Consider the following 21913-nt stretch of genomic DNA (forward strand, 5'->3'; position numbering starts at 1 on the left):
TGCCAGTAGTAAGACGGGTCTTTGCTGTGTTCGAATCTGTGACGGGGGCTGCCATGCAGAGCGCCCTGGACGGCCTCGCCATGCGCCAGCGTGCCATCGCCAACAACATCGCGAACGTCAATACCCCCGGCTACCACGCACAGCGCGTCCAGTTCGAGGAAGCGCTGGCGACATCGGTGGCCCGCGGGAACGGCAGCGCCAGCGCCACGATGGACCGCTCGCTGGAGCCCACCCGGTTGGACGGCAGCAACGTCAACCTGGATACCGAGACGCTCTCCAACATTGAAACAGTGCTGCGCTACCAGTTTGCAGCCCGTGCCGCGGAAAGTCCTTTCAGCGGCGTCCGCACGGCGATGAGGACCAACTGATGACTTTCGACGCCATTGGAATCGCCGGCACCGGCCTGACCGTCCACCGCAAGTGGCTGGACGCAGTCTCCGACAACCTGGCCAACGCGAACAACGCCACCAGCACCGACGGGGCGGCCTTCCAGGCCCGCTACGTGATCGCCCAGGAAGGCCAAGACGTCTCCGGCGTGTACGTGGCCGGGGCCGAATTCGGCGAGGCCGAGGGCCGCATGGTCCATGAGCCCGACCACCCGCTGGCGGACGAGGACGGCTACGTCCGCTACCCGGACATCGACCTGTCCCAGCAGATGGGCAACCTGATCCTGGCCCAGCGCGGCTACCAGGCCAACGCGGCCGTGGTGGACCGGGCGAAGACGACCTACGAGGCCGCCCTCCAGATTGGACGCAACTGATGCCGCTGTCATCCATCCCCCCGATCCAAGGCGTCGCGGGCACCGGCTACCTGCCGGCCGCCGAAGCCCCGCAGGCCACCGACGGCGTCGGCTTCGCCACCTCCCTGACCGGTGCCATCGACAACCTGCAGCAGCTGCAGTCCACGTCCAATGAGCTGGCCATCCAGGCCGTTACCGGCGACCTGAACGACATCCACAACGCCACCCTGGCCTCCACCCGCGCCGCCGTGACGCTGGAACTCGTGGCCGCCGTCCGGAACAAGGGCGTTGACGCCTTCAACGAGATCATGAGGATGCAGGCCTGATGCCCGGCAAGGTCTCCTCCTGGTTCTCGAAGCTGGGCAAAACGGTCAGCGAGTTCACCGTCGCCCAGCGCACCATCGCGATCATCGGCATCGCCGTCGTCGTGCTCGGCATTGCCGCCCTGACGACATGGGCGTCCAAGCCCTCCTACACCCCGCTGTTCTCCGGGCTGGCCGCGGCCGACGCCAACACCATCGTGGAGCAGCTGCGCACCGACGGCGTGCCGTACGAATTGACCAACGGCGGCGGGACCATCCTGGTGCCGGAGGAGAAGGTCTACGACCAGCGGCTCAAGGCCGCCGCGGCCGGCCTGCCGAGCTCGTCCACCGGCGGCTACTCGCTGCTGGACGACATGGGCGTGACCTCCTCCGAGTTCCAGCAGTCCGTCACCTACAAGCGGGCCTTGGAAGGCGAACTGGCGTCCACCATCGAGGCGCTCGACGGCGTCAAGACCGCTTCCGTACGGCTGGCCATCCCGGAGGAGACGGTCTTCGTCGCCGAGAAGGGCGAGGCCACCGCCTCCGTGTTCGTGGACACCCAAAAGACCACCCTGTCCGCCGACAAGGTCCAGGCCATCGTCCACCTCACCTCCGCCTCGATCGACGGCATGAAGCCGGAGAACGTCGCCGTCATCGACGCCGCCGGCACCGTGCTCTCCGCCGTGGGCGTGGGCGCCACCGGTTCCGCGGACAAGCAGGCCTCCGACTACGAAGAGCGTGTCCGTGCCTCGGTCCAGAGCATGCTGGACCAAGTGGTCGGGCCCGGCAATTCCTCCGTGGTGGTTGCCGCGGACATGAACTACGAGTCCGCCGAGCGCGTGGAAGAGACCTTCACGACGCCGGACGGCGCACCGGCCCTGAACGAGTCCACGCAGACCGAAGAGTACGAGGGAACCGGCGGGGGAGCGGCCGGCGTGCTGGGCCCGGACAACATCGCCGTACCGGGCAACGCCGGCGGCGACGGTACCTTCACCTCCGAGTCGGAGACCAAGAACAACGCCCTGAACAAGGTGACCGAGACCCGCGCGATCCCGGCCGGGGCGATCAACCGCCAGACCGTATCCGTGGCCTTGGACGCCGACGCCGCCGGCGCCCTGAACGTCGCCAACATCGAAGGCCTGGTGACCACTGCCGCCGGCATCAACGCCGACCGCGGGGACGAGGTCACGGTCGAACTCGTGCCGTTCAACACCGCTGGCGCGCAGGAGGCCGCCGAAGCGCTGGCCGCCGCGCAGGCCGCCGAGGAAGCTGCCCGCCAGGCCGAGCTGATCCGCACCGCCATCATCACCGCCGGCATCATCCTGCTGGTGATCATCGCGCTGCTGGTCTACGCCCGCTGGTCCCGCCGGCAGAACCGCGAGCCGGTGGACCTGGGCGAGCTGCAGGATTTCCAGCCCGAGATCGAGGCCCCCCAGGACCTGCAGCTTGCGGCGAAGCCCATCATCGTGCCGGAACCGATCCCCGTGGTCACCGGCCCGAACACCACCGCGCTGGAGCTCGCCGGCCCGCCGGAGCTGTCCGACGAGCAGAAGGAAATGAACCGCAAGCGGGCAGAAATCGACGCCCTGGCCGCCCAGGAACCGGACAAGACCGCCGACTTCCTGCGCTCCCTGATGGATGACAAGCAGAACGCATGAGCGAGTTACTGACCACGTTGACCGGCACCCAGAAGGTGGCGGTGGTGCTGATGCAGATGGAACAGGCCCGGGCCGCCGAGGTCATGAGGCGCTTCAGCGAGGCCGAGGCCGAACTGATCACCGCCGAGCTCGTGAGCATGGGCCGGGTGGACCCCGAGGCCGCCGAGGAAGCGTTCAAGGAATTCCACGACATGACGGTCAAGGGCCGGCGCCGGCCCCGCGGCGGCAAGGAGTTCGCCGCCGGATTGCTGGCCGCCTCCTTCGGCGCGGAAAAGGCCGCGGGCGTGCTCGACCGGCTGGCCACGTCCATGGCCGGGAAACCCTTCGAGTTCCTGGATGACGCCGACCCCACCCAGCTGATCACGCTGCTGAACGGTGAAATCCCGCAGACCATCGCGCTGGTGCTGGCGCATGTGCGCCCGGAGCTGGCATCCACGGTGATCGCCGGGCTGGAGGATTCGGTGCGGCCGGAGGTGGCGCAGTGCATCGCCACCATGGGAACCGCCACCCCCGAAGCCGTCTCGATCGTGGCGGACACGCTCAAGGTGAGGGCCGGCGCCGTCGTACCCCGCCAGCAGGTGGAGGTGGTGGGCGGCGTCGGGCCGCTGGTGGACATCATCAACCGCGCGGACGTTGCCACCGAACGCGCGCTGCTGGAGGCCCTGGAGGAACGCGATCCGGAGCTGGCGGAGGAAGTCCGCTCCCGGATGCTCACCTTCGAAGACATCACCAAGCTGGAACCGCGCGACGTGCAGCAGGTGCTGCGCGGCATCGAGATCGCGGTGCTCGCGGTGGCCATGAAGGGCGCCAGCGAACCGGTCACCGAGCTGATCCGCAAGAACGTTTCCGAACGCAATCGCGACATTCTCGACGACGAGATCAAAGCCACCGGGCCGCTGCGCATGTCGCAGATCGAAGAGGCGCGGGCGGACATCGTCCGCTCGATCCGCGAGCTCGAGGCCAGCGGCATCATCACGGTCCAGCGCGCCGCGGAGGAGGACGAGTATGTCTACTGACGCCGCGTTCTCCAGGATGAGTTTCCCCGAGCTGGGCACCGGTGCCGGGGCCTTCGCCAGGCTGCGCTACACCGAACTGCGCAGCGACGACTCGCAGGAAAAGGCGCTCGAACAAGCCAAGGTCCGCGGCCACGCCGCCGGCTACACCGCCGGCATGCGCGAAGGCGCCGAGCTGATGCGCGCACGCCAGCTGGCGATGGAGCAGGACCACGCCGCCGCGATGGCGGACGCCCGCGCCCGCGTGCAGCAGGCAGTGGCCGCGCTGGGTGCGGCCACCCGTGCGCTGGAAGAACGCGCGGCACCCGTGCTGGCGGCCGCGCAGGACACGTTGGCCGCCGCGGCCATGGAACTGGCGGAAGCCATCCTAAGCCATGAATTGTCCGACGGCGCAGCCTCCGCCCGTTCGGCCCTCACCCGGGCAATGGCCGGGGTGGATGTCTCCCGCGTGCACACCGTCCGGATGAACCCGACCGACCTGACCATGCTGGCGCCGGACATGCGCGAGCAGGCCGGTGTGGGCTTCAGCCCCGATTCGTCACTCGCGCCGGGGGACGCCGTCACCGAGTTTGCCGACGGCTTCCTGGACGCGCGGATCGGCACCGCGCTGGCCCGCGCCAAGGCTGCGCTGCTGGAGGCCCGGCAGTGACCGCCGTCGCCTGGCGCCCCCGCGCCGACCGGCTCGCCGACGCGCTGGCAGCAGCCCGGCCCCAGCGCTACGGGATGGTGTCCTCGGTGGTGGGCCTCGGCGTCGAAATCATTGGGCTGGATTGCGCCATCGGCGACCTGGTGCTCATCGGCGACGGCCAGGGCGTGGAGGCCGAGGTCGTGGCCACCGGCCGGGACAGCATCCGCTGCATGCCGCTGGGCCGGCTCACCGGGATCAATACCGGCACCCCGGCCAAGGCCAAGGGAGCCCCGGTGCTGGTGCCCACCGGCAACGGGCTGTTCGGCCGGGTGCTGGACGGGATGGGCCGGCCGATCGACGGCAAGGGGCCGCTGGTTTTCGACTCGCTGGTCCCGCTGGACAACGACACCCCGTCCGCCATGCACCGCGCGCGGATCGACACGCCCCTGCAGCTGGGCGTGCGCGTGCTGGACACGCTCACCACCGTGGGCAAGGGGCAGCGCATGGGCCTGTTTGCCGGCTCCGGCGTGGGCAAGTCCTCGCTGCTGTCCATGATCGCCCGCGGCACCGACGCCGAGGTCTCCGTGATCGCGCTGGTCGGGGAGCGCGGGCGTGAAGTCCGCGAATTCCTCGAAGACGACCTCGGCGAGGCCGGGTTGGCCCGGTCCATCGTGGTGGTCTCCACCTCCGACGAACCGGCCTTGATGCGGCTGCGCGCCGCGTTTACGGCCACCCGGATTGCCGAATCGTTCCGCGACCGCGGGGCGGACGTGATGCTGATGATGGACTCGCTGACCCGCGTGGCGATGGCGCAGCGCGAGATCGGCCTCTCCGTCGGCGAGCCGCCGGCCACCCGCGGCTATCCGCCGTCGACCTTCTCCCTGCTGGCCCGGCTGCTGGAACGCGCCGGCACCGCCGAAACCGGTTCCGTGACCGGGATGTACACCGTGCTGGTGGACGGCGACGACCACAACGAACCGATCGCCGACTCCGCCCGCTCCATCCTGGACGGGCACGTGGTGCTGGACCGCAAGCTGGCCGTCTCCGGGCATTACCCGTCCGTGGACCCGCTCAGCTCGATCTCCCGCGTGGCATCCAAGGTCAACAGCCCGGAGAACTCCCGCGCCGCGGGCGCAGTACGCAAGGTGCTGGCGGCCCGCAAGGCCGCGCAGGACCTGCTGGACGTGGGCGCCTACCAGCCCGGCTCCAACCCGCTGGTGGACGCGGCCGTGCAGCACGAAGACGACATCAACCTGTTCCTGCAGCAGCGGATGGATGACCAGACGCCTGCCGCGCAGTCGTGGGATCAACTGAACCGCCTGGCCCGCACCCTTGGAGGTATGTAGAGATGGCACGATCCTTCCCCTTGGCCGGGCTGCTGCGGCTGCGCCAGCTACAGCAGGACCAGGCCGCCGGAAACCTCGCCGCCGCGAATCACCGTGCCCGCGAGTCCGGCGCCCGGGTGGTGGCGGCCCGCGACGAGCTGGGCGAGATCATGAGCGAAGTTTCCGATGCGGCCACCCTGCACGCCGTGGCCGCCGCCCGCTCCGCCTCGCGCAGCATGCTGGCCGATCTGGAAAACCTGGACCGGGCCCGGCAGAACGAGGCGCAGCAGGCGCAGCAGGAGTTCCTCGCCGTGCGCAAGCAGTCCGTGGGCCTGGAGAAGCTCAAGACCCGGCACCTCGCGGCCGAGGCGTTCGAAGAGCTGCGGCGCGAGCAGCTGGTGCTGGACGAGCTGTCCACCGGCGCCCGAGGCGGCGACGGACGATGAGCATGACGGATACCCTCGGGCGGATCCAGCAGATCCAGTCCACGCTGACCCAGCTCGCCCAGCCTCCCGCCGCCGCGGAGGCCGCGTCCCGTGCGACCGCGGGCAGCAGCACGGGCGGCACCACGGCAAGCGCGTTTGCCGACGCGCTGACGGCAGCAGCCCAGACCCCCGCTGCCGGCGCCGCGGGCGGAACCGCCGCCGCGACCGGGACCGCTGCCGCGACCGGGACCGCCGCCGAGCTGATCAAGGCCACGGAGAAGTACGTGGGCCTGCCCTACGTCTGGGGCGGCAACGACGCGTCCGTCGGCCTCGACTGCTCGTCCTTCGTGCAGCACGCCTTCCGCGACATCGGCATTGACCTGCCGCGCGTCACGTGGGACCAGATGAAGGAAGGCACTCCGGTGGCTTCCATGGCCGACGCCAAGCCCGGCGACCTGCTCTTCTCGTTCGACGGCGGCCACGTCTCCATCTACCTTGGCAACGGCAAGGCCATCGACGCCCCGCAGCCCGGCGACACCATCAAGGTCCGCGACGCCTGGGAGAACGACTCCAACCTCACCACCATCCGCCGCATCCTGCCCGAGGAGTCCTCTGTCCAGGCTGCCGGCGCCGGTGCCGGCTTGGCTGCCGGCCCCGCCGGGTTGAGCGCAGACCAGCAGACCGCGCTGACCGACTTGATCGCCGCCGCGCAGCTCTCCACCTCCACGGGGCTGACCTCGATGCTCACCGGGCAGAACGGCTCGTCCGGCGCGATCACCGCCATGCTCTCCGGCCAGACCGGCAACACCGGACTGCCCTCGATGCTCACCGGCGGCCAGGGCTCCAACGGTGCCGGACAGTTGACCGACCTGCTGGCCACCGCCCAGGCGGCCATGGCGAAGGGCCGCACCGCATGAGCCTGCCCGTGAACTCCCTGCCCATCGCCCCGGCGGCCTCCGCCCGTTCCGGCGGGGCGTCCGCCCCGCGGTCCTCCTCTCCCGGTTTCGATGCCGCCATGCAGGATGCGCTGCAGCAAGGTTCCGTTGCTTCCGCCAAGCGCTCCAAGCAGGACGGCGCTCACTCCGCCGGGGGCACGACGACTCACGCGGGCGCCGCCGGGGCGGCCGGAACCGCCCCGACCGAAACCGCCCGGGGTGCAGCATCGCAGCCGGGCACCGGCGCGGCCGAGTCCGCCGCCGGTCCTTCCCGCGACGCTGCAGCGACTGATCCGGCAGCGGCAGTTGCTGGTCTCGGCGGTGCCCCGGCATCCTGGCCGCTCGCTGCCGGCCAGGGCCTCACCGCCGGAGATGCGACCAGCGCCGGAACTGCGATCGCCGAAGAAAATGGCGAGGCTGGCCGGTCGCCGGTGCCAAGTGGCGCCGCGACCGGAAGCCAGCAGGCCGCCGGAGCGGGCACTGCAATTGGCACCGGCACGATCGGCATTGCCGGCGGCTGGCCCGCCTCGGTCGCCGGTCCCGCAGGCGGCGCCGGAGCATCCGCCGGGGCCCACAGCCCGGTTGGCCTGGCCGCTCCCCGCGCTGGAGCAACCGCAACCTTGGCTGATGCCCCGTCCGCCGTGAGCGCTGTTCACGGCGAGAACGTGGCCGAACAGGGCGCAGGAAATCCGGCATCTGCACTGGCGAACTCTGCCGCAACCGCAGCGGGTGCACTCGGACAGGCCGCCGGAACAGGGGCAGCCGCCGCGGCCACCCCCTCGACCGGAGCCGGCGTCGCGCCGGCGGCCCGGCCAGGCGACGCAGCGCAGAACCAGGCGGCTGGCCCGGTCGCGCAACCGGTTCCCACCCAGCCCGCAGCCCAGGCAACCGTCCCCACGCAGCCGCCCACCGGCGTCGTACTTCCCGGGCAACCCGCGCCGGGCACTCCGGCCCAAGGCGGAGCCCCAACGGCGCCGGCCGCCACAGCCGCGGCCAGCGCGGTGCGCGGCGAGACCGAACAGTTGCAGCCGGGCATCCAGGTGCCGGTCGCCGCACAGCCGGTCCCGGTGTCCCAGCCGGCGGCCGCCGCTCCCGCCACAGCCGCTGCTCCCGTCCCAACGCACCAGCAGTTGCCGTTCACCGCCCAGGTGGCCCGCCCGCTCTTTACGCTCGCGCAGGCCAAGCCCGGCGAGCACGTGATGACCATCAGCGTGACGCCGGACAACCTGGGCCCTGTCACCGTCCGCGCCCACGTGACGGGGGAGGGCGTCCGCGTGGAGCTCTTCGCGCCGAACGACGCAGGCCGCGACGCCTTGCGCGCCGTCATGGCGGACCTGAAGCGCGATCTTGCCGCCACCGGCCTGAACGCCAACCTGGACCTGTCCAACCAGAACCGCCCGAACGATGCGCGCCCGGGCATGCAGTTCGGCCCCGACGGCCGGCCCTCCGGCGGCCCGCAGGGACAGGAAGGCCGCCCCGGCGCAACCACCGGAACCGCCGCCGACCCGGCCCCGGACACCACCGACCCATCCGCCCTGAGACGTCCCTACGGGATTTCGACCAGCCTCGACGTGCTGGCCTGAGACAAGGAGAACCATGCCCACCGACTCCATCCCACCCGTTGGCTCAGTCGCCCCGACGTACACCACCCCGCCGGTCCGAGCGCCGAAACAGACCATGGACGGCGAGATGTTCATGCACCTGCTGGTCACCCAGCTGCAGAACCAGGACCCCAGCTCGCCGATGGACACCAACCAGATGATCTCCCAGTCCACGCAGCTGGCCATGATGGAAAGCATCGCCACCATGACCACCACGAGCGAGGAGAACTTCTCCCTGCAGATGCGCGGCGTCGCCGCGGCGCTGGTGGGCCGCGAGGTCAGCTACTACGGCGCGGACGGATCCCTGGTCACCGGCACCGCCACCTCTGTGTCCTATGCCGGGCCGGTCCCGCAGGTGATCGTCGACGGCCGGGAGATCCCGCTGGATCTGGTCGCCGGGATCACCGCCGCCGGCGCGCCGGGGGAGTCGGGATCTGGTGAAGCCACTAACGACGCCGGTGCCTCCTCGGGCGCCAGCGGCACCGATGCGCCGGGCGCCAACGCCGCGGCCAGCGCCGCCGGTACCACCGGGGGTGCCGCCGCCTGAGATGCAGCCCCCTAAGCCGGCTTGTGCCGCCAACAAATTTTCCCAATCACTGAATTACCCGTCCGTTCCACGATCCGAAAGGCGCTGATCATGCTCCGCTCGCTCTACTCCGGAATTTCCGGACTCCGCTCCCACCAGACCATGCTTGATGTCACCGGCAACAACATCGCCAACGTCAACACCACCGGCTTCAAGGCCTCCTCGGTGCAGTTCCAGGACACCCTGTCCCAGATGACCCAGGGCGCGGGCGGCCCGCAGCCCCAGGCCGGCGGCACCAACCCGGCACAGGTGGGCCTCGGCGTGCAGGTGGCCGGGATCTCCACCAACTTCACCCAGGGCTCCTCGCAGGCCACGGGCAAGGCCACCGACATGATGATCTCCGGCGACGGCTTCTTCGTCACCACCAAGGGCGGCGAACAGCTTTACACCCGCGCCGGCGCCTTCGAACTCGATTCCATGGGGCGCCTCGTCTCCCCGGACGGGGCCATCCTGCAGGGCTGGATGGCCGATGCCGACGGAAACATGCCCGTCGGCGGACCCATTGGCGCCATCGATCTTTCTCCTGACGCCATTTCAAAGGCCCGTGCCACTTCCGAGGCAGTCTTGGCCGGCAATCTTCCTTCTGATGCAAAAACTGCTGATGCCCTTGTCCGCGATGTTGAGGTCTTTACGGCGGATGGCACCAAGGCCAGCCTCTCCCTGACTTTCACTCGCACAGCAAACGGCTGGGATGTCTCCAAGACCGGCAGCGGGACTGTCGGTGCATCGCTTGCGCTCAACGGGAACGGCGTCCTGACGCCAAGCGGCCCCATGGCGGTTGACGGCATCAACGTTAATCTGACGGGTCTCAGCGGTTACGCAGGCATGACTACCGTTGGCTTCGACAGTCAGAACGGTCGTGCGGCCGGAACCCTTGAATCCTTCACCATGAGCCCGAATGGCACACTCATGGGATCCTTTAGTAACGGTGACCAGGCTGTCGTTGGCCGAGTTGCACTGGCCAACTTCACCAACCCGGGAGGCCTCGAAAAGGCGGGTTCGTCGTCGTACCGTGCAACTGCCAACTCCGGCCAGGTTGAGCTGGGAACTGCCGGAACAGGCGGACTTGGTACGCTCTCCGGCGGCTCGCTGGAAATGTCCAACGTGGACCTGTCGCAGGAATTCACCAACCTGATCGTCGCGCAGCGCGGCTTCCAGGCCAACGCCCGCATCATCACCACATCCGACGAAGTGCTGCAGGAACTGACCAACCTGAAGCGCTAAGGGTCCGGAAGCTAGACCCTGTCTCCTAAATGAACCCAGGTACACCCCTGCTTCGGACCTAAGTCCGGAACAGGGGTGTCTCCCTTTGTATTACAGCACTACACTCATCCCGAGACTTACTGGCGGGGTGAAAGGGAAACGTATGCCGCGATCGAGGATCGTGCAAGGCGGCGCGTGGGACGCCTCCATAATCGAGCACGAGCTGGGGGTGCCCCCACTGGACATACTCCCGGTCCGCTCGCCAGTGCTCACCGTGGACGGATTGGTCGAACCTGACGCCACGTCCTGGCTGGCTGAGGTACATGCCCGTACCGGGGGCACAAAAGCCAAAGGTTCCGGGCCACCACGCCGACCCGCGATGAGACGAGCACACTCACATCTCCGGCATACCGGGAAGCATGACTACACAGGGGGACCAAGCCACGATTAGCGTGTTGTCGATGGAATTGGGGGCTGCAAGACCAGCTTTCGCTGCCTACAACTCTCGCGAAGACCTCCACGCCCACGACCCTAATGCGCTACTACTTTTCGTTGCGGAACTGCGTCTCGGCGTCGATGACGTCAGCGTATTTGCGTCAAATGCCTTGACCGATCACTCGACGACTATGGTCTCTAAGCAGGAGGCAACTTTCACGGGGCAACTATCAGATGCCACAGATCAGGGCCTCAAGTCGCGAGACAAAGTCACCAGTGCGGTCGCAAACGTCACAGCCATGGTCGAGGCTGTACGTTCCGCAAACACCGGCCCGTTCGATGCGTTCGCCGCCGCTGTGGAGTGGGACGGCAAGCCGGAGTCTCCCTAGCCTGCTAGCGGCTTGCCTTCTAACCCACCCCTGAAGGTACGGCAAAGACGCTCGTTTCAACCGGGACGCTTCACCAGTTGAACTGACGCTCATGGATCCGTCGTGGTGGACTGGGCAACAGGCGGCGCTCACGCCGTGCAGGGGGTTCCGAAACCGGCGCGAACTCAGTGGCTTGGAATTCAGCGCTGCGCGCCGCCCAGTTGAAGCATGTTCAGGCAGGCTGGATGGTGCGGCGCATGACGGTGTTCTTTATCCCTTTGGAGCGGACGAATTCGAAGCCGGCTTGCTCGTACATCGTGCGTGTGCCGTTGTAGACGAAGGAGTTGTTCATCCTGTTCTCACCGATCTCGTGTGGGTATCCCTCGACCACACCGCCACCCTGGGTTGCAATCAGATCGAGTGCACCGGCCAGAGCCATCTTGGCGTAGCCCTGTCCGCGGTGACGCTTGTCAACGAAGATGCATGTGATGCGGTAGTCGGGAATGACGTCGGCCTCGGCGAGGTACTGCTTGCGGTGATGGATGGTCGGCAGCTCATCCGGAGTGCCGTACTCTGCCCACGCGATCGCCTCATCGCCAACCATCACCAGCGCCGCATGAGCCTGTCCGGTCTCGATCAGCCGTTTCTTCAGCGCGCGGTTACCCTCGTAGCTCTGCCCCCGCTCGGCACAGCCGGGGTGAAAGTAGATGCACCAGCACCCACTGAAGATCCCGTTGTGCCGCTCCACCAAGTCGGCGAACGCGTTCCACGTGTAAGCGGTCAACGGCTGAATCGTGTAGCCACTTGTCACCATGTCTCCGATCGTTAGCACGTCATGCGGACGATCTACGTCCGCCTAGCCGGAACTTTCCCAGGTCGCTGCCAAGAATGGGCGGCAGGCCGGACTCGATCAATCGGAGTAACGCGAGCTCATACACCACTGACGATCACCATCTCGTTGCCTTCGGGGTCGGCGACCCGCCAGCGATCCTCCGACTCGTCAAGGAGCCGGCCACCTGCTGCGATCGTCGTGGCAAAGCGCGTCTGCGCAAGGTCCGACGGCACAGCGAGCTCGAAGTGGATGCGGTTGCGCTGCCGGCGCCGCTCCGTTTCGGAAGCGTCGAGCTTCTGGAACACCAGCAACGGGTTCAGCCGCTGCGGATCGTGGATGTCGCTGGCTCCGACTCGCTGGTCAGGGGTGTATCCGAGTGCGGCAACCCAGAACGCGCGGACGGCGGCGACGTCGGCGGCGTCGAGGAAGAGCTGAGCGAAGCGGGGTAGCCCCGGATCCGCAGTGGCACCGAGTTCGCGTGCAGCGGTCTGGAGGTTTTCGGCGAGGTCGGTGAAGTCGAGTTCGAGGCCGTGGGTAGTGTCTTCCCACTGGTCCTTCCCGCTGTCGATGATTACGAGCCCCGGGCGGAGGTCGATCAGCAGCGGGAAGCCAGTGTCTTCGGCCAGCGCTGCTGCTGCTGCGGCCAGGTCACGCTGCTGGGTCGGCGAGGTGGTGCGGTAGCACGCCATCGCGCTGAACACCGCCTGCCAGTCGGCTGTCCCGTTCCTCTCGCCGAGCGCCGCGCCCGGTACCAGGTCGACTTCGTTGCCGTCTGGGTCGGTGTGACAGACCCCGAACGGTCCCGATGCCTCCCCAGGACTCGCCTGCTCGACCGCCGCGGCAGGCCGCACCACGTCGAGGTGGATGCGGTTTCGCAACGGCCGTGGCTCGCTCAACTGTCGGATCCGTATCGCGGGGTCGCGCCGCAACGGATCGGCCAAACCGCCGTCCTCCGCGGGCGTGTAGTCGAGCACGTGCTGCCAAAACCGCCTCACACCAGACGGGTTTGCGGATTCGAATACGACGCTTAGGTGCTGTAGGGCGGCAGGGTTCGCCGCCAGGCCGAGATCCCGCGCGACCGCTGACACCGCCTCGGCGTGACCGTCTGATTCTAGGCGCACGCGCATGCCCGTCGCGCGTAGGTCGATCATTATTCCGGGCGACAACTCCACGATGCGCGCGGCCAGCGCAGCTCCCTCGATCATTGAAGGCGCATTGAACCATGCCGTCGCAACGCCGTCGACCACCCGCCAATCCGTTCCGATCTGCGTCATACCCGGCACTGTACGCCCATTCCGGACGATCCTCTTCCGGATAGTGACGGTCGGCCGCGGCGAACCGCTGCTGGCCGGCGCGCTCAGCCTGCCGTATTTCTGGGGCGACGGAGCGCTCCGCACGATCGTTATCGCCTCGGCCCACGGAGGTGCCATTGCCCTAATCGGTGCTCGGCGTTGGAAGCTGGGGGGACGCCTTCAGTCCGTCGTCCCTGCTTATCCCGGCCCCTTCTTGCGCTTGCGTTCGGGGCACGGAAAGCGGGCGAACTAGTCGTGTTCGTCCCGGACCCCCGGGCCGACATCCGCGTTGTGGTACCAGATGCAAGACTGAAGTCATGAATGTCGAGTCGACATCTATTCTTAAATGCCCGCTGTGCAAGGAGGAAACCTCAGCAGGCATGCCCACCGATGCGTGCCAGTTCTTTTGGGTATGCCCGAAGTGCAACGGACGAGTCCGCCCTATGGACAGCGACTGCTGCGTATTCTGCTCGTACGGTACCGTTCCCTGCCCGCCGAAGCAGACCCAAGATAATTACTGGAGATAGGAGAGCATTGCACCCGACGAAGCTGCTTTAGGGCTTGTACTCGAAACCTCTGGTCGTGAGGTGACGGCATGCAGGACGCTGGGAAATCCTTACGGGAGGTACGGGGCTGACGATCCCAACAAAAGAGGACTTAATCCGACTCAACTAGGAGACAGTTTGGAGCGCTTCGCCGATACGACCTCCGCGCGGGGAGGAGACAGCCTCAGCAGCGAAAAGTGTAGGAGACACCCCCGGTTTCCGACAGAAGAGGTAAACCGAAGGGTTATAACCACCACCGAAGTGCAGCTACCCGACCGTTCGGGGGCAGCTGCAGCGGCCGCCTGCACCGTTCGCAGGCGGCCGCTTTTTCATTGCCAGTGGTTTCAAACCTCGGTTCACGAATTGGTTTAGTCGCGTGGCACTATTCCTACACACTGGCTCCTTCGATGGCCGTCGAATGTGTGTACGAATAAAATTGTGGTATGGCTCTTGCACCGTTGGACCGCACCGGGGAGATGGGAACGTCTCTGGCCCAGGCGTGTGTCCTGCTGCAGAATGTCGCTGACTGTTTTCCCGTCGAGTCTGCTTCCCTGTCTGCCCGGGATCTTGCCAATACCGTCGCGGCGGTGGAGGACGTTTCGAAGCTTGTGGAGTTCCTGCAGGCCGTCGGCGCCCTAGCCGTGGAGCGGGCGGACATTGCTGCCAACGGGGAACACTCGACGGCGCCCGGACCCGGACCAGGAGCCGGCGCCGAGGCCGGCGATGCGGGGGAGTGGGCGGACCCGGCGGCGGCGATCAACACCGGCGGCGCGGAGGCCGCGGACCCGGACCTGTCCGGGTCCAAGCAGGCGCCGCGCCGCCGCAAGACAGAGTTTGCCAACAACGCGGAGTATCTGCGCTCAAGGCTGGGGATCGGTATTGTCGAGGCGCGGCGCGGCGCAGGCTGCGGGTCGGCAAGGCGATCACCGCGCCGGTGCGGTTTGACGGGGAACCCGGTGCCCCGGCGCTGCCGGTCTTGGCGGAGGCCATGGCCGGCGGGGAGGTCAGCGGCCACGCCGCGGCCGTGGTGGTGGATTCGCTGGACCGGGCCCGGCACGCCGGTAGCCCGGAGGCGTTGCAGGCGATGGAAGCGGCGCTGGTCCGGCAGGCCGTAGAGGCCGATGCCGATACCCTGGTGATGGTCGCCAGGACGTGGGAAACGGCGGTCGACCAGGACGGTGCCGAGCCGACGGAGGAGGAACTGCGGGCCCGGCAGGGCATGTTCTACCGGGGCCGGCGGCGGGGGCTGCACCAGTTCGTCATTAACACCACCGATGCCCAGTACGAAGCCCTCGCCACCGTGATGAACAGCGCCGCGAACCCGCGGATCCGCCCCGACGCCATCGACACCGCCGCCACCGGCGGAAGTGAAGGTGACGCGGCAGGGTCCGGCGGCCCCGGCACTGGCAGCGCGGGAAACACCGACGCAGGCACTACGGCGGCAGGCACGGATCATGCCGGTGCGGCCGGGACCGGCGTGGCAAACGCCGCACCCGCCACATGCGCTGCCGACCCGGAAATGATTCCGGCAGAAGATGCTGCGTCTGGCGGGGCTGATGGCCGCGGGGCAGTGGATCCGGTCGTGGTGGAGGCGATGGACGATGCCACCCGGGCGCAGAAGCTGCTGGCCGGCCTGGTCGGGGCCTGCCGGATCGCGTTGAATACCGGCAGGCTTCCGGACTCGGGCGGGCACCGGACACAGGTGATCGTTACCACCGGGTATGAACAGCTGGCCGGGCTGCTCTCCGGCGGCGGCAGCGCGGTCTTCACCGGCCCGGTCTCGGCCACCACGGTGCGCCGGATGGCGTGCGACGCGGAGATCATCCCGGCCGTCCTCGGGTCCGAGGGCGAAATCCTGGACCTGGGCAGGTCGCAACGGTTCTTCAACCGCGCCATCCGCCGGGCCCTGGTCGCCCGGGACAAGGGCTGTGCCTTCCCGGGGTGCAGCATGCCCGCGTTCTGGACCGAAGCACACCACATCATCCCGTGGTGGGGCCGGCGGCCGCACCACCGTCGACAACGGGGTCTGCCTCTGCCTGCTCCACCACGACCTGATCGAGCAAGGCAACTGGGAGATCAACGTCCTCGACGGCATCCCCTGGTTTACCCCGCCGGACTACATCGACCCCCGCCGCAGACCGCTGCGCAACTCCTACTGGCAAACCCACGTCCCACCCCAACCACTCCAAGCCGCACCCTGACCAATCCGGCGCGAGCGGACGCGCGGGGCACAGCTGTCCAAGCTTGGTGCGGGATCAATCACCACCCAACAGCAAGCGTGGCTCCCAATTACCGCCACTGGGCGCGTGTCCTGCTGCATGAGAAAAGGGAAGCAGGCCCCCAGCTCAGCCAGCCGTGACCGGGAACGCATGCGACAAGGGGCCTGAGCAGCTAACCGCGGGGCGCGCGCGGCCGAAGGTAGTAGGTAGCGGCTCACCGGAGCCCTCGAGAAACCTGGGACGAGGCCAATGATCGTAGTAACGCGGCTGAACGACAGCCAGTTTGCGGTCAACCCTGACCTCATTGAGCGCGTCCACGCCAACCCGGACACCACCTTGGTGATGGTCGACGGCGCCAAGTACATCGTCACCGAGACGATGAGCCAGGTCATCGAGATGATCGCCAGCTACCGCGCATACGTGCTGCACCTGGCCCGTGAGCTGCCGCCTTCAGTCCACCAGCACGGTCACCCCCAGCTCGGCCTCGTGCCACCCGCCGCGCCGGCCCCCGGAGACGACTCCGCGGACTCCGGCAACACTGTGCCGCTGCGCCCTAGGAATACGTAAATGGATCCCGCAACACTTATTGGCCTCCTGCTGGCCTTCGGCTCGCTCTACGCCATGATCACCCTCGAGGGCGCCCACGTCTCGGCGCTCCTCATCCCGGCCCCCATGATCCTGGTCTTCGGTGCCACTATCGCCGTGGGCCTGGCCAGCACCACCCTCAGGGACGGCCTGCACGCCTTCAAAGCGTTGCCCCGGGCGTTCACCGGAAAGGTTGCGAAGCCGCAGGTAGTCATTGACCGAGTGGTGGAACTGGCCGAGAAAGCGCGCAGCGAGGGCCTGCTGGCACTGGATGCAGAGGCGACTGAGGAAAAGGACCCGTTCATGCAGCGGGCGCTGCAGAACATCGCCGACGGCACCGACGGCGAGGAACTGCGGATCCTCCTCGAAGACGAGATCAGCACCAAGGCGCGCACCGATCGTCAATCCTCCAAGTTTTTTATGGGCATGGGCGGCTACGCCCCGACCATCGGCATCATCGGCACTGTTGTATCGCTGACACACGTGCTGGAAAACCTCTCCACCCCGGATACCTTGGGACCGATGATTGCGACGGCGTTCGTTGCAACGCTGTGGGGACTGCTCTCCGCCAACTTCATTTGGCTGCCGATCGGCGGCAAGCTGAGGCGCTTGTCCGACCTGGAAACCGAACGCATGACCCTGCTAATGGAAGGCATGCTGGCGGTCCAGGCTGGCAGCCAGCCTCGGCTGTTGGGCGAACGACTGCGTGCCATGGTTCCGGAGCATGAGATGGGCGCGGGGAAGCCGGGCAAGGAAGGCAAATCCGGCAAGTCCGACGACAAGCCTGCGGTCAAGGCAGCATGAAGTCGCGGCGCCCGCGCCGGCCGCTAGGCGCGGAAGAAGACGAGCACCCGGACGAGCGGTGGATGGCCTCCTACATGGACATGGTCACCGTGCTGATGTGTATGTTCATCGTGCTTTTCGCCATGTCCACCGTGGATGCGGCGAAGTTCGAAAAGTTGGCCAACTCGTTGGCCACCGGTTTCGGCGTGGAACGCACCCAGGCTGTTGATACGGCGGAAGGGGTAGTGGTCCCGCCGGAACTCGTTGATCAGGAGGGCCAGGGGTTTACCAGCGGCGACGCCGAAGAGGACACCGAGGGTGAACTGAAAACCGATCTCGACGTGGCCATCAAGGAAGTCAACGACCTGCGCAACATCCAGGAGAAGATCACCAAGGGGCTGCAGGAAGAAGGCCTGGATAAGGCGGTCCGCTTCCAGCTTGACGAACGCGGCCTGACCGTTCGCCTGATAGGCAGCGAGACGTTCTTCGAGCCGGACTCGCCGGTGCTCACCCGGCAGACCATCAGGATCCTGAACGTGGTGGGTCCGGTGCTGAGGCCGGTCGGCTACGAACTGAAGGTGGAAGGCCACACGGCGCAGGTGCGCCACCTGGACCCGAACGCCCTGGACTGGGAGCTCTCCTCGGAGCGTGCCGTGAACGTGCTGCGCCATCTGGTCGAAGACAGCGGCGTGGTTGCAAACCGCATCTCCGCCGTCGGGTTTGGCGAATCCAGGCCGCTGACCAGCAGCGGGAGCGATGAGGATCTCGCCATGAACCGCCGCGTGGACATTGTGGTGCTCTCCGGCCAGCCCGAAGCCATCCGCAACCTGATTCCCGAAGTCATGAAGGATCCTGCCGGCGCTGCCAAAGAGGCCGCCGCGGAACGGGCGGAATTGGCCAAGAGGGCCGCCGAAGCTGAAGGTGCTGAAAAGGCCGAAGCCGAGTCGGCTAAGTCTGAAGCCGCTGAGGACAAACCTGCCGAGCGCGTGGCAGGAGAACCGGGCGGAAGCTCAGGGAGGGACGTGGTCACCGGCGGTGGCCACAGCGGCGGCCCGGGGCCGGACGCCACCTACGCGCCGGCGCCCGGCGCGACCTCCTCCGACCGCTGAGGGCTATGCTCTGGCACCGGGCGGCCGACGTCGGACGTGCCGCCGCGACCGACTCACCTGCATTATCCGAACTCCTAACATCCCGAATCACGCTGCCGATAGTGCCTGCTGTGACGGTCCAGGAACATGCGCACTCAAGCGCGCCCGAAAAGCCGGCCAGAGCCGTCGAAGTCTACGATTTCCGGCGGCCCACCACTCTGGCGCGGGAGCATTCCCGCGTGCTGGAGTTGGCCTTCGAAACATTCGCCCGACAGTGGGGCACTCAGCTGACCGCCAAGGTCCGCGTGATCTGCACGGTCACGTCGGAGCAGGTCCAGATGCAAACCTACGACGAGTACGCGGCCTCATTGCCGGCCAGTACCGCGATGGTCCTCTGTGCCCTCGACGACATCACCGGCAAGGCCGTGATCCAGTTCCCGACCAAGGCTGCGATGACGTGGGTCGACCACATGCTGGGCGGCAACGGCAGCCACGACTATCCGGACCGCAAGTTCACGCAAATTGAACAGGCCCTGGTCAGCCGCCTCATGGAGGACGCGCTGGAGGACCTGCGCTACTCGCTGGGTTCCCTGCTCACCACGCCCATCAGCCTGGACCAGATCCATTACAACTCGCAGTTCGCGCAGGCGGCGGCCACCAACGACCTGATGATCGTTGCCACCTTCGAAATCCGGGTCGGCGACATGTCCGCGCCCGCCACGGTAGCGATCCCGGCCGAGGTGCTGCTGACCCAGCTGCGTGATTCGTTCGCCATGAGCAGCCCGGCCAACGCACGGAAGCTGCTGGAGACCCAGCTGGTGCAGATACCGGTGGACGTGGCCCTGCAGTTCGCCCCCATGCGGGTCCGTCCCGGCCAGGTCCTCGACTTGGCCATAGGCGACCTGCTGCCGCTGCCGCACCCGCAACACCGCCCGCTGGATGTTGCCGTCAACGGCGAACGCTTGGCGCATGCCGCCGTGGGCGCCAACGGCAACCGCTTGGCCGGAGTCATTGTTACAACCGAGGAGAACGCCCGATGACACAGACCCAGACCCTTCAGGCTGCTGCCGCCGACGCGCTCCTGGGGCTGCTGCCCACCAACACGCCGCTCTATGCGGTGCGCCAGGACGAAGGCGGGCCGCTGCCCGGGCAGGTAGCCTCCGCTGTCGTCGGATCCTTTGTGGGCGGTACCTCGGCCGACGTCGCTTTGGTGGTGGCCGACCAGGCCGCGCTGGCCGCCGCCGCGGGCACAGATTCCCCGTTGGTCTCCGCCGCCGACCTGCTGCGCCCGGCGCTGGAAGCGGCCACCTCCGTGCTCGGCGCCGGTGTGCTGGGTGAGGCACGCGTCGGCAACGCCGCGGCGCTGTTCTCCGATCCGGAAGCCGCGGTATTCAAGCTGACCGGCGGCGACGGCGAGGCGGGCGGCTGGTTCGCCATCCGGCTGCGCGGTAACCCGGCCGGGCACGGCGCGGACGACTCGGTGTTGGCCAAGCTGGGCCGCATCAACAACGTGGAAATGGCGCTGACGGTGGAGATCGGCCGCACGCGGATGTCCGTGCGCGACGTGCTGAACCTGGAACCGGGCGGCGTGATCGAACTGGACCGCTCGGCCGGCGCCCCCGCCGACGTGCTGCTCAACGGCCGCCTGATCGCCCACGGCGAGGTCGTGGTCGTCGACCAGGACTACGCCGTGCGCATCACCAAGATCCTCGACGTGCCCGAAGGACTCCTCTAAATGGAGACAGTGGTCCTCGCTGTGCGGGTAGCGCTCTCGCTGGCCGTGGTGCTGGGGCTGCTCTGGGTGCTGCAGCGCCGCTTCAGCCGCGGCGCCCGCACCGGCGCCCGCAAGCTGGTGCGCGTGGTGGAACGCCAGACCATCGGGCCCAAGGCCGCCGTCGTGGTGGTGGACGCCGACGGCCAGCGCTTCGTGCTGGGCGTGACGGATCAGACCGTGCACGTGCTGGACAGCCGCGAGGCGCCGGTCGAAGAGGCGGCCGAGCCCGCCCACCGCGCTGCACAGACCGCGGCCGACAGTTTCTCCCGGCTGCTGGAGCTTGCCACCGGCCGCCCATCGGGTCACGGCCAGGCCGCTGCGGAGGCTACGGCCCCCTCCGGCTCGTTCGATGCCACCGCCGCCCCCCGGACGGCGGTTTCCTCCGACGGCGACTCCGGCTTCCCGCGCCGCGCGGCCCGTCGTGCCGCCGCGCCCATGCCCGAGCCGCTCGTCGACAAAGCGATTGAAGAGCACCCGGTCACCGGGCAGGAGTTCGACGAGTCGAACCACGACAACGACGTCATTCCCATCCGGCAGGCCGGACTGTATCCGATCGACGGCGGACGGCGTTCTGTCCGCACCGGCCGCCGGGCGTCGCGTTCGGCCGGCTGGCAGGAGCAGGCGCCGGATTCCCCGCTGGCCGGCTCCATCCTTTCTCCGTCGACCTGGAAGCAGACCGCCGAAGCCCTGAAGCAGGTCCGTTCGCGTTGAGAAGCACCGGCATTATGGCCTTGACGGCGGGCCGCTGGCCGCGTCTGGCCACCGCAGCATTGCTGGCATTACTGCTGGCAGTGGTCTTTGCCGTCGCCGCGGCCATCCTGAGCGCGCCTTCCGCCTTCGCGTCGCCGGTCGCCCCGGTTCCCCCCGTGGACCCGCTGGCTCCCGTCGAACCGGGGTCGCCGGACGGCGACGGCGGGTTCTCGGTGGAAATCAACGGGCCCAACGGGACGCCGTCGTCCGCCGTCATCACGTTGCTGGGCATCACGCTGCTGTCGGTGGCTCCCGCGCTGCTGCTGATGATGACGTCCTTTACCAAGATCTTCGTGGTGCTGGCAATGACCCGGAACGCGCTGTCCCTGCCCTCCATCCCGCCGAACCAGGTGCTGGCCGGGCTGGCACTGTTCCTTTCGCTGTTCGTCATGTGGCCGGTGCTGACCCAGGTGAACGAGCTGGGCGTGCAGCCGTACATGGAAGGGACCACGAACTTCACGGATGCGGTGGGTGCCGCCGCCGCTCCGCTGCAGAACTTCATGCTGGCGCACACCCGCGAGGAAGACCTGGCGCTGATGATGCGCGCCGCCGACCTCCCCAACCCGGAGAATCCGGAGGCCGTGCCGCTCCAGACCCTGATCCCGGCGTTCATGATTTCCGAGTTGCGCGCCGCGTTCATCATCGGGTTCGTCATCTTCGTGCCGTTCCTGGTGATCGACCTGGTCGTGGCCTCGGCGCTGATGTCCATGGGCATGATGATGCTCCCGCCGGTGATGATTTCGCTGCCGTTCAAGATCCTGCTGTTCGTGCTGGTGGATGGCTGGGGCCTGATCATCACCGCCCTGGTCGGAAGTTACGGTACGTAG

Annotated in this window: 24 protein-coding genes; 22 read left to right on the top strand and 2 right to left on the bottom strand. The window is 67.7% G+C overall.

Annotated elements, in window-relative coordinates:
- The first annotated feature begins 26 nt into the window (after positions 1 to 26).
- The 13 genes from flgB to AC5RVS_RS07455 all read left to right on the top strand — a co-directional run bounded on the left by flgB (position 27) and on the right by AC5RVS_RS07455 (position 11239).
- Positions 27 to 368 (top strand): flagellar basal body rod protein FlgB, encoded by a 342-nt coding sequence (gene flgB, locus AC5RVS_RS07395; protein ID WP_493989326.1) that lies wholly within the window; start codon positions 27 to 29, stop codon positions 366 to 368.
- The gene (locus AC5RVS_RS07400) at positions 368 to 760 is read left to right on the top strand and encodes a flagellar basal body rod protein FlgC (protein WP_493989325.1); all 393 of its coding nucleotides are present in this window, start codon (positions 368 to 370) and stop codon (positions 758 to 760) included. Before flgB ends, AC5RVS_RS07400 begins: the two co-directional genes overlap by 1 nt.
- Positions 760 to 1065: a flagellar hook-basal body complex protein FliE gene (gene fliE / locus AC5RVS_RS07405; RefSeq protein ID WP_493989324.1), complete on the top strand. Its 306-nt coding sequence runs from the start codon at positions 760 to 762 to the stop codon at positions 1063 to 1065. Before AC5RVS_RS07400 ends, fliE begins: the two co-directional genes overlap by 1 nt.
- Positions 1065 to 2699 (top strand): flagellar basal-body MS-ring/collar protein FliF, encoded by a 1635-nt coding sequence (gene fliF, locus AC5RVS_RS07410; RefSeq protein ID WP_494107649.1) that lies wholly within the window; start codon positions 1065 to 1067, stop codon positions 2697 to 2699. Before fliE ends, fliF begins: the two co-directional genes overlap by 1 nt.
- Positions 2696 to 3715 (top strand): flagellar motor switch protein FliG, encoded by a 1020-nt coding sequence (gene fliG, locus AC5RVS_RS07415; RefSeq protein ID WP_493989322.1) that lies wholly within the window; start codon positions 2696 to 2698, stop codon positions 3713 to 3715. Before fliF ends, fliG begins: the two co-directional genes overlap by 4 nt.
- A complete protein-coding gene (locus AC5RVS_RS07420; RefSeq protein ID WP_494107650.1) occupies positions 3705 to 4361 on the top strand; it encodes a FliH/SctL family protein in 657 nt (218 codons plus the stop codon). Before fliG ends, AC5RVS_RS07420 begins: the two co-directional genes overlap by 11 nt.
- A complete protein-coding gene (locus AC5RVS_RS07425) occupies positions 4358 to 5686 on the top strand; it encodes a FliI/YscN family ATPase (RefSeq protein ID WP_494107651.1) in 1329 nt (442 codons plus the stop codon). The genes AC5RVS_RS07420 and AC5RVS_RS07425 overlap by 4 nt, the downstream gene beginning before the upstream one ends.
- A gap of 2 nt (positions 5687 to 5688) precedes the next feature.
- On the top strand, positions 5689 to 6111 hold the full coding sequence (locus AC5RVS_RS07430; protein WP_494107652.1) for a flagellar FliJ family protein: 423 nt from the start codon (positions 5689 to 5691) through the stop codon (positions 6109 to 6111).
- Entirely contained in the window at positions 6108 to 7007 is a 900-nt protein-coding gene (locus AC5RVS_RS07435) for a C40 family peptidase (protein ID WP_494107653.1), read from the top strand. Before AC5RVS_RS07430 ends, AC5RVS_RS07435 begins: the two co-directional genes overlap by 4 nt.
- Entirely contained in the window at positions 7004 to 8608 is a 1605-nt protein-coding gene (locus AC5RVS_RS07440) for a flagellar hook-length control protein FliK (protein ID WP_494107654.1), read from the top strand. Before AC5RVS_RS07435 ends, AC5RVS_RS07440 begins: the two co-directional genes overlap by 4 nt.
- Before the next feature lie 13 nt (positions 8609 to 8621).
- Positions 8622 to 9173 carry a flagellar hook assembly protein FlgD gene (locus AC5RVS_RS07445; protein WP_494107655.1) on the top strand — a complete coding sequence of 184 codons (552 nt, stop codon included), beginning with the start codon at positions 8622 to 8624 and terminating at the stop codon, positions 9171 to 9173.
- Between the two features lie 90 nt (positions 9174 to 9263).
- The gene (locus AC5RVS_RS07450) at positions 9264 to 10436 is read left to right on the top strand and encodes a flagellar hook protein FlgE (RefSeq protein WP_494107656.1); all 1173 of its coding nucleotides are present in this window, start codon (positions 9264 to 9266) and stop codon (positions 10434 to 10436) included.
- Positions 10437 to 10834: 398 nt separating this feature from the next.
- Entirely contained in the window at positions 10835 to 11239 is a 405-nt protein-coding gene (locus AC5RVS_RS07455) for a hypothetical protein (protein WP_494107657.1), read from the top strand.
- Between the two features lie 211 nt (positions 11240 to 11450).
- Here the strand turns inward: AC5RVS_RS07455 and AC5RVS_RS07460 are convergent, their stop codons facing one another.
- Positions 11451 to 12002 (bottom strand): GNAT family N-acetyltransferase, encoded by a 552-nt coding sequence (locus AC5RVS_RS07460; protein WP_494107658.1) that lies wholly within the window; start codon positions 12000 to 12002, stop codon positions 11451 to 11453.
- A gap of 146 nt (positions 12003 to 12148) precedes the next feature.
- The gene (locus AC5RVS_RS07465) at positions 12149 to 13324 is read right to left on the bottom strand and encodes a VOC family protein (RefSeq protein WP_494107659.1); all 1176 of its coding nucleotides are present in this window, start codon (positions 13322 to 13324) and stop codon (positions 12149 to 12151) included.
- A 335-nt stretch (positions 13325 to 13659) separates the two neighbouring features.
- Here AC5RVS_RS07465 and AC5RVS_RS07470 point away from each other — a divergent pair, with 335 nt between their 5' ends.
- From AC5RVS_RS07470 to fliP, 9 genes are all read left to right on the top strand, one after another.
- Positions 13660 to 13869, top strand: coding sequence for a GDCCVxC domain-containing (seleno)protein (locus AC5RVS_RS07470; protein ID WP_494107660.1), 210 nt, complete (start codon positions 13660 to 13662; stop codon positions 13867 to 13869).
- 751 nt (positions 13870 to 14620) lie between these two features.
- Complete coding sequence (locus AC5RVS_RS07475) at positions 14621 to 16246, top strand: HNH endonuclease signature motif containing protein (RefSeq protein WP_494107661.1); 1626 nt, start codon at positions 14621 to 14623, stop codon at positions 16244 to 16246.
- Positions 16247 to 16355: 109 nt separating this feature from the next.
- Positions 16356 to 16673 (top strand): flagellar FlbD family protein, encoded by a 318-nt coding sequence (locus AC5RVS_RS07480; RefSeq protein WP_493988923.1) that lies wholly within the window; start codon positions 16356 to 16358, stop codon positions 16671 to 16673.
- Positions 16674 to 17495 (top strand): motility protein A, encoded by an 822-nt coding sequence (locus AC5RVS_RS07485; RefSeq protein ID WP_493988924.1) that lies wholly within the window; start codon positions 16674 to 16676, stop codon positions 17493 to 17495.
- Positions 17492 to 18583, top strand: coding sequence for an OmpA/MotB family protein (locus AC5RVS_RS07490; RefSeq protein WP_494107662.1), 1092 nt, complete (start codon positions 17492 to 17494; stop codon positions 18581 to 18583). The genes AC5RVS_RS07485 and AC5RVS_RS07490 overlap by 4 nt, the downstream gene beginning before the upstream one ends.
- Before the next feature lie 101 nt (positions 18584 to 18684).
- Positions 18685 to 19602, top strand: a complete 918-nt coding sequence (locus AC5RVS_RS07495) for a flagellar motor switch protein FliM (protein WP_494107663.1) — start codon at positions 18685 to 18687, stop codon at positions 19600 to 19602.
- Positions 19599 to 20297 carry a flagellar motor switch protein FliN gene (fliN, locus tag AC5RVS_RS07500; protein WP_494107664.1) on the top strand — a complete coding sequence of 233 codons (699 nt, stop codon included), beginning with the start codon at positions 19599 to 19601 and terminating at the stop codon, positions 20295 to 20297. Before AC5RVS_RS07495 ends, fliN begins: the two co-directional genes overlap by 4 nt.
- Positions 20298 to 21047 carry a FliO/MopB family protein gene (locus tag AC5RVS_RS07505; protein WP_494107665.1) on the top strand — a complete coding sequence of 250 codons (750 nt, stop codon included), beginning with the start codon at positions 20298 to 20300 and terminating at the stop codon, positions 21045 to 21047. It abuts the gene before it with no gap.
- 14 nt (positions 21048 to 21061) lie between these two features.
- Positions 21062 to 21913: a flagellar type III secretion system pore protein FliP gene (gene fliP / locus AC5RVS_RS07510; protein ID WP_494107666.1), complete on the top strand. Its 852-nt coding sequence runs from the start codon at positions 21062 to 21064 to the stop codon at positions 21911 to 21913.

Source organism: Arthrobacter sp. Y3221048 (assembly GCF_059092685.1).

Coding starts and splice junctions, on each gene's coding strand:
- AC5RVS_RS07480 (WP_493988923.1), top strand. CDS start 16,356: ATGATCGTAGTAACGCGGCTGAACGACAGCCAGTTTGCGGTCAACCCT.
- AC5RVS_RS07430 (WP_494107652.1), top strand. CDS start 5,689: ATGGCACGATCCTTCCCCTTGGCCGGGCTGCTGCGGCTGCGCCAGCTA.
- AC5RVS_RS07450 (WP_494107656.1), top strand. CDS start 9,264: ATGCTCCGCTCGCTCTACTCCGGAATTTCCGGACTCCGCTCCCACCAG.
- AC5RVS_RS07440 (WP_494107654.1), top strand. CDS start 7,004: ATGAGCCTGCCCGTGAACTCCCTGCCCATCGCCCCGGCGGCCTCCGCC.
- AC5RVS_RS07400 (WP_493989325.1), top strand. CDS start 368: ATGACTTTCGACGCCATTGGAATCGCCGGCACCGGCCTGACCGTCCAC.
- AC5RVS_RS07455 (WP_494107657.1), top strand. CDS start 10,835: ATGACTACACAGGGGGACCAAGCCACGATTAGCGTGTTGTCGATGGAA.
- AC5RVS_RS07505 (WP_494107665.1), top strand. CDS start 20,298: ATGGAGACAGTGGTCCTCGCTGTGCGGGTAGCGCTCTCGCTGGCCGTG.
- fliG (WP_493989322.1), top strand. CDS start 2,696: ATGAGCGAGTTACTGACCACGTTGACCGGCACCCAGAAGGTGGCGGTG.
- fliF (WP_494107649.1), top strand. CDS start 1,065: ATGCCCGGCAAGGTCTCCTCCTGGTTCTCGAAGCTGGGCAAAACGGTC.
- AC5RVS_RS07435 (WP_494107653.1), top strand. CDS start 6,108: ATGAGCATGACGGATACCCTCGGGCGGATCCAGCAGATCCAGTCCACG.
- AC5RVS_RS07465 (WP_494107659.1), bottom strand. CDS start 13,324: ATGACGCAGATCGGAACGGATTGGCGGGTGGTCGACGGCGTTGCGACG.
- fliP (WP_494107666.1), top strand. CDS start 21,062: ATGGCCTTGACGGCGGGCCGCTGGCCGCGTCTGGCCACCGCAGCATTG.
- AC5RVS_RS07490 (WP_494107662.1), top strand. CDS start 17,492: ATGAAGTCGCGGCGCCCGCGCCGGCCGCTAGGCGCGGAAGAAGACGAG.
- fliN (WP_494107664.1), top strand. CDS start 19,599: ATGACACAGACCCAGACCCTTCAGGCTGCTGCCGCCGACGCGCTCCTG.
- AC5RVS_RS07470 (WP_494107660.1), top strand. CDS start 13,660: ATGAATGTCGAGTCGACATCTATTCTTAAATGCCCGCTGTGCAAGGAG.
- AC5RVS_RS07420 (WP_494107650.1), top strand. CDS start 3,705: ATGTCTACTGACGCCGCGTTCTCCAGGATGAGTTTCCCCGAGCTGGGC.
- AC5RVS_RS07445 (WP_494107655.1), top strand. CDS start 8,622: ATGCCCACCGACTCCATCCCACCCGTTGGCTCAGTCGCCCCGACGTAC.
- AC5RVS_RS07485 (WP_493988924.1), top strand. CDS start 16,674: ATGGATCCCGCAACACTTATTGGCCTCCTGCTGGCCTTCGGCTCGCTC.
- fliE (WP_493989324.1), top strand. CDS start 760: ATGCCGCTGTCATCCATCCCCCCGATCCAAGGCGTCGCGGGCACCGGC.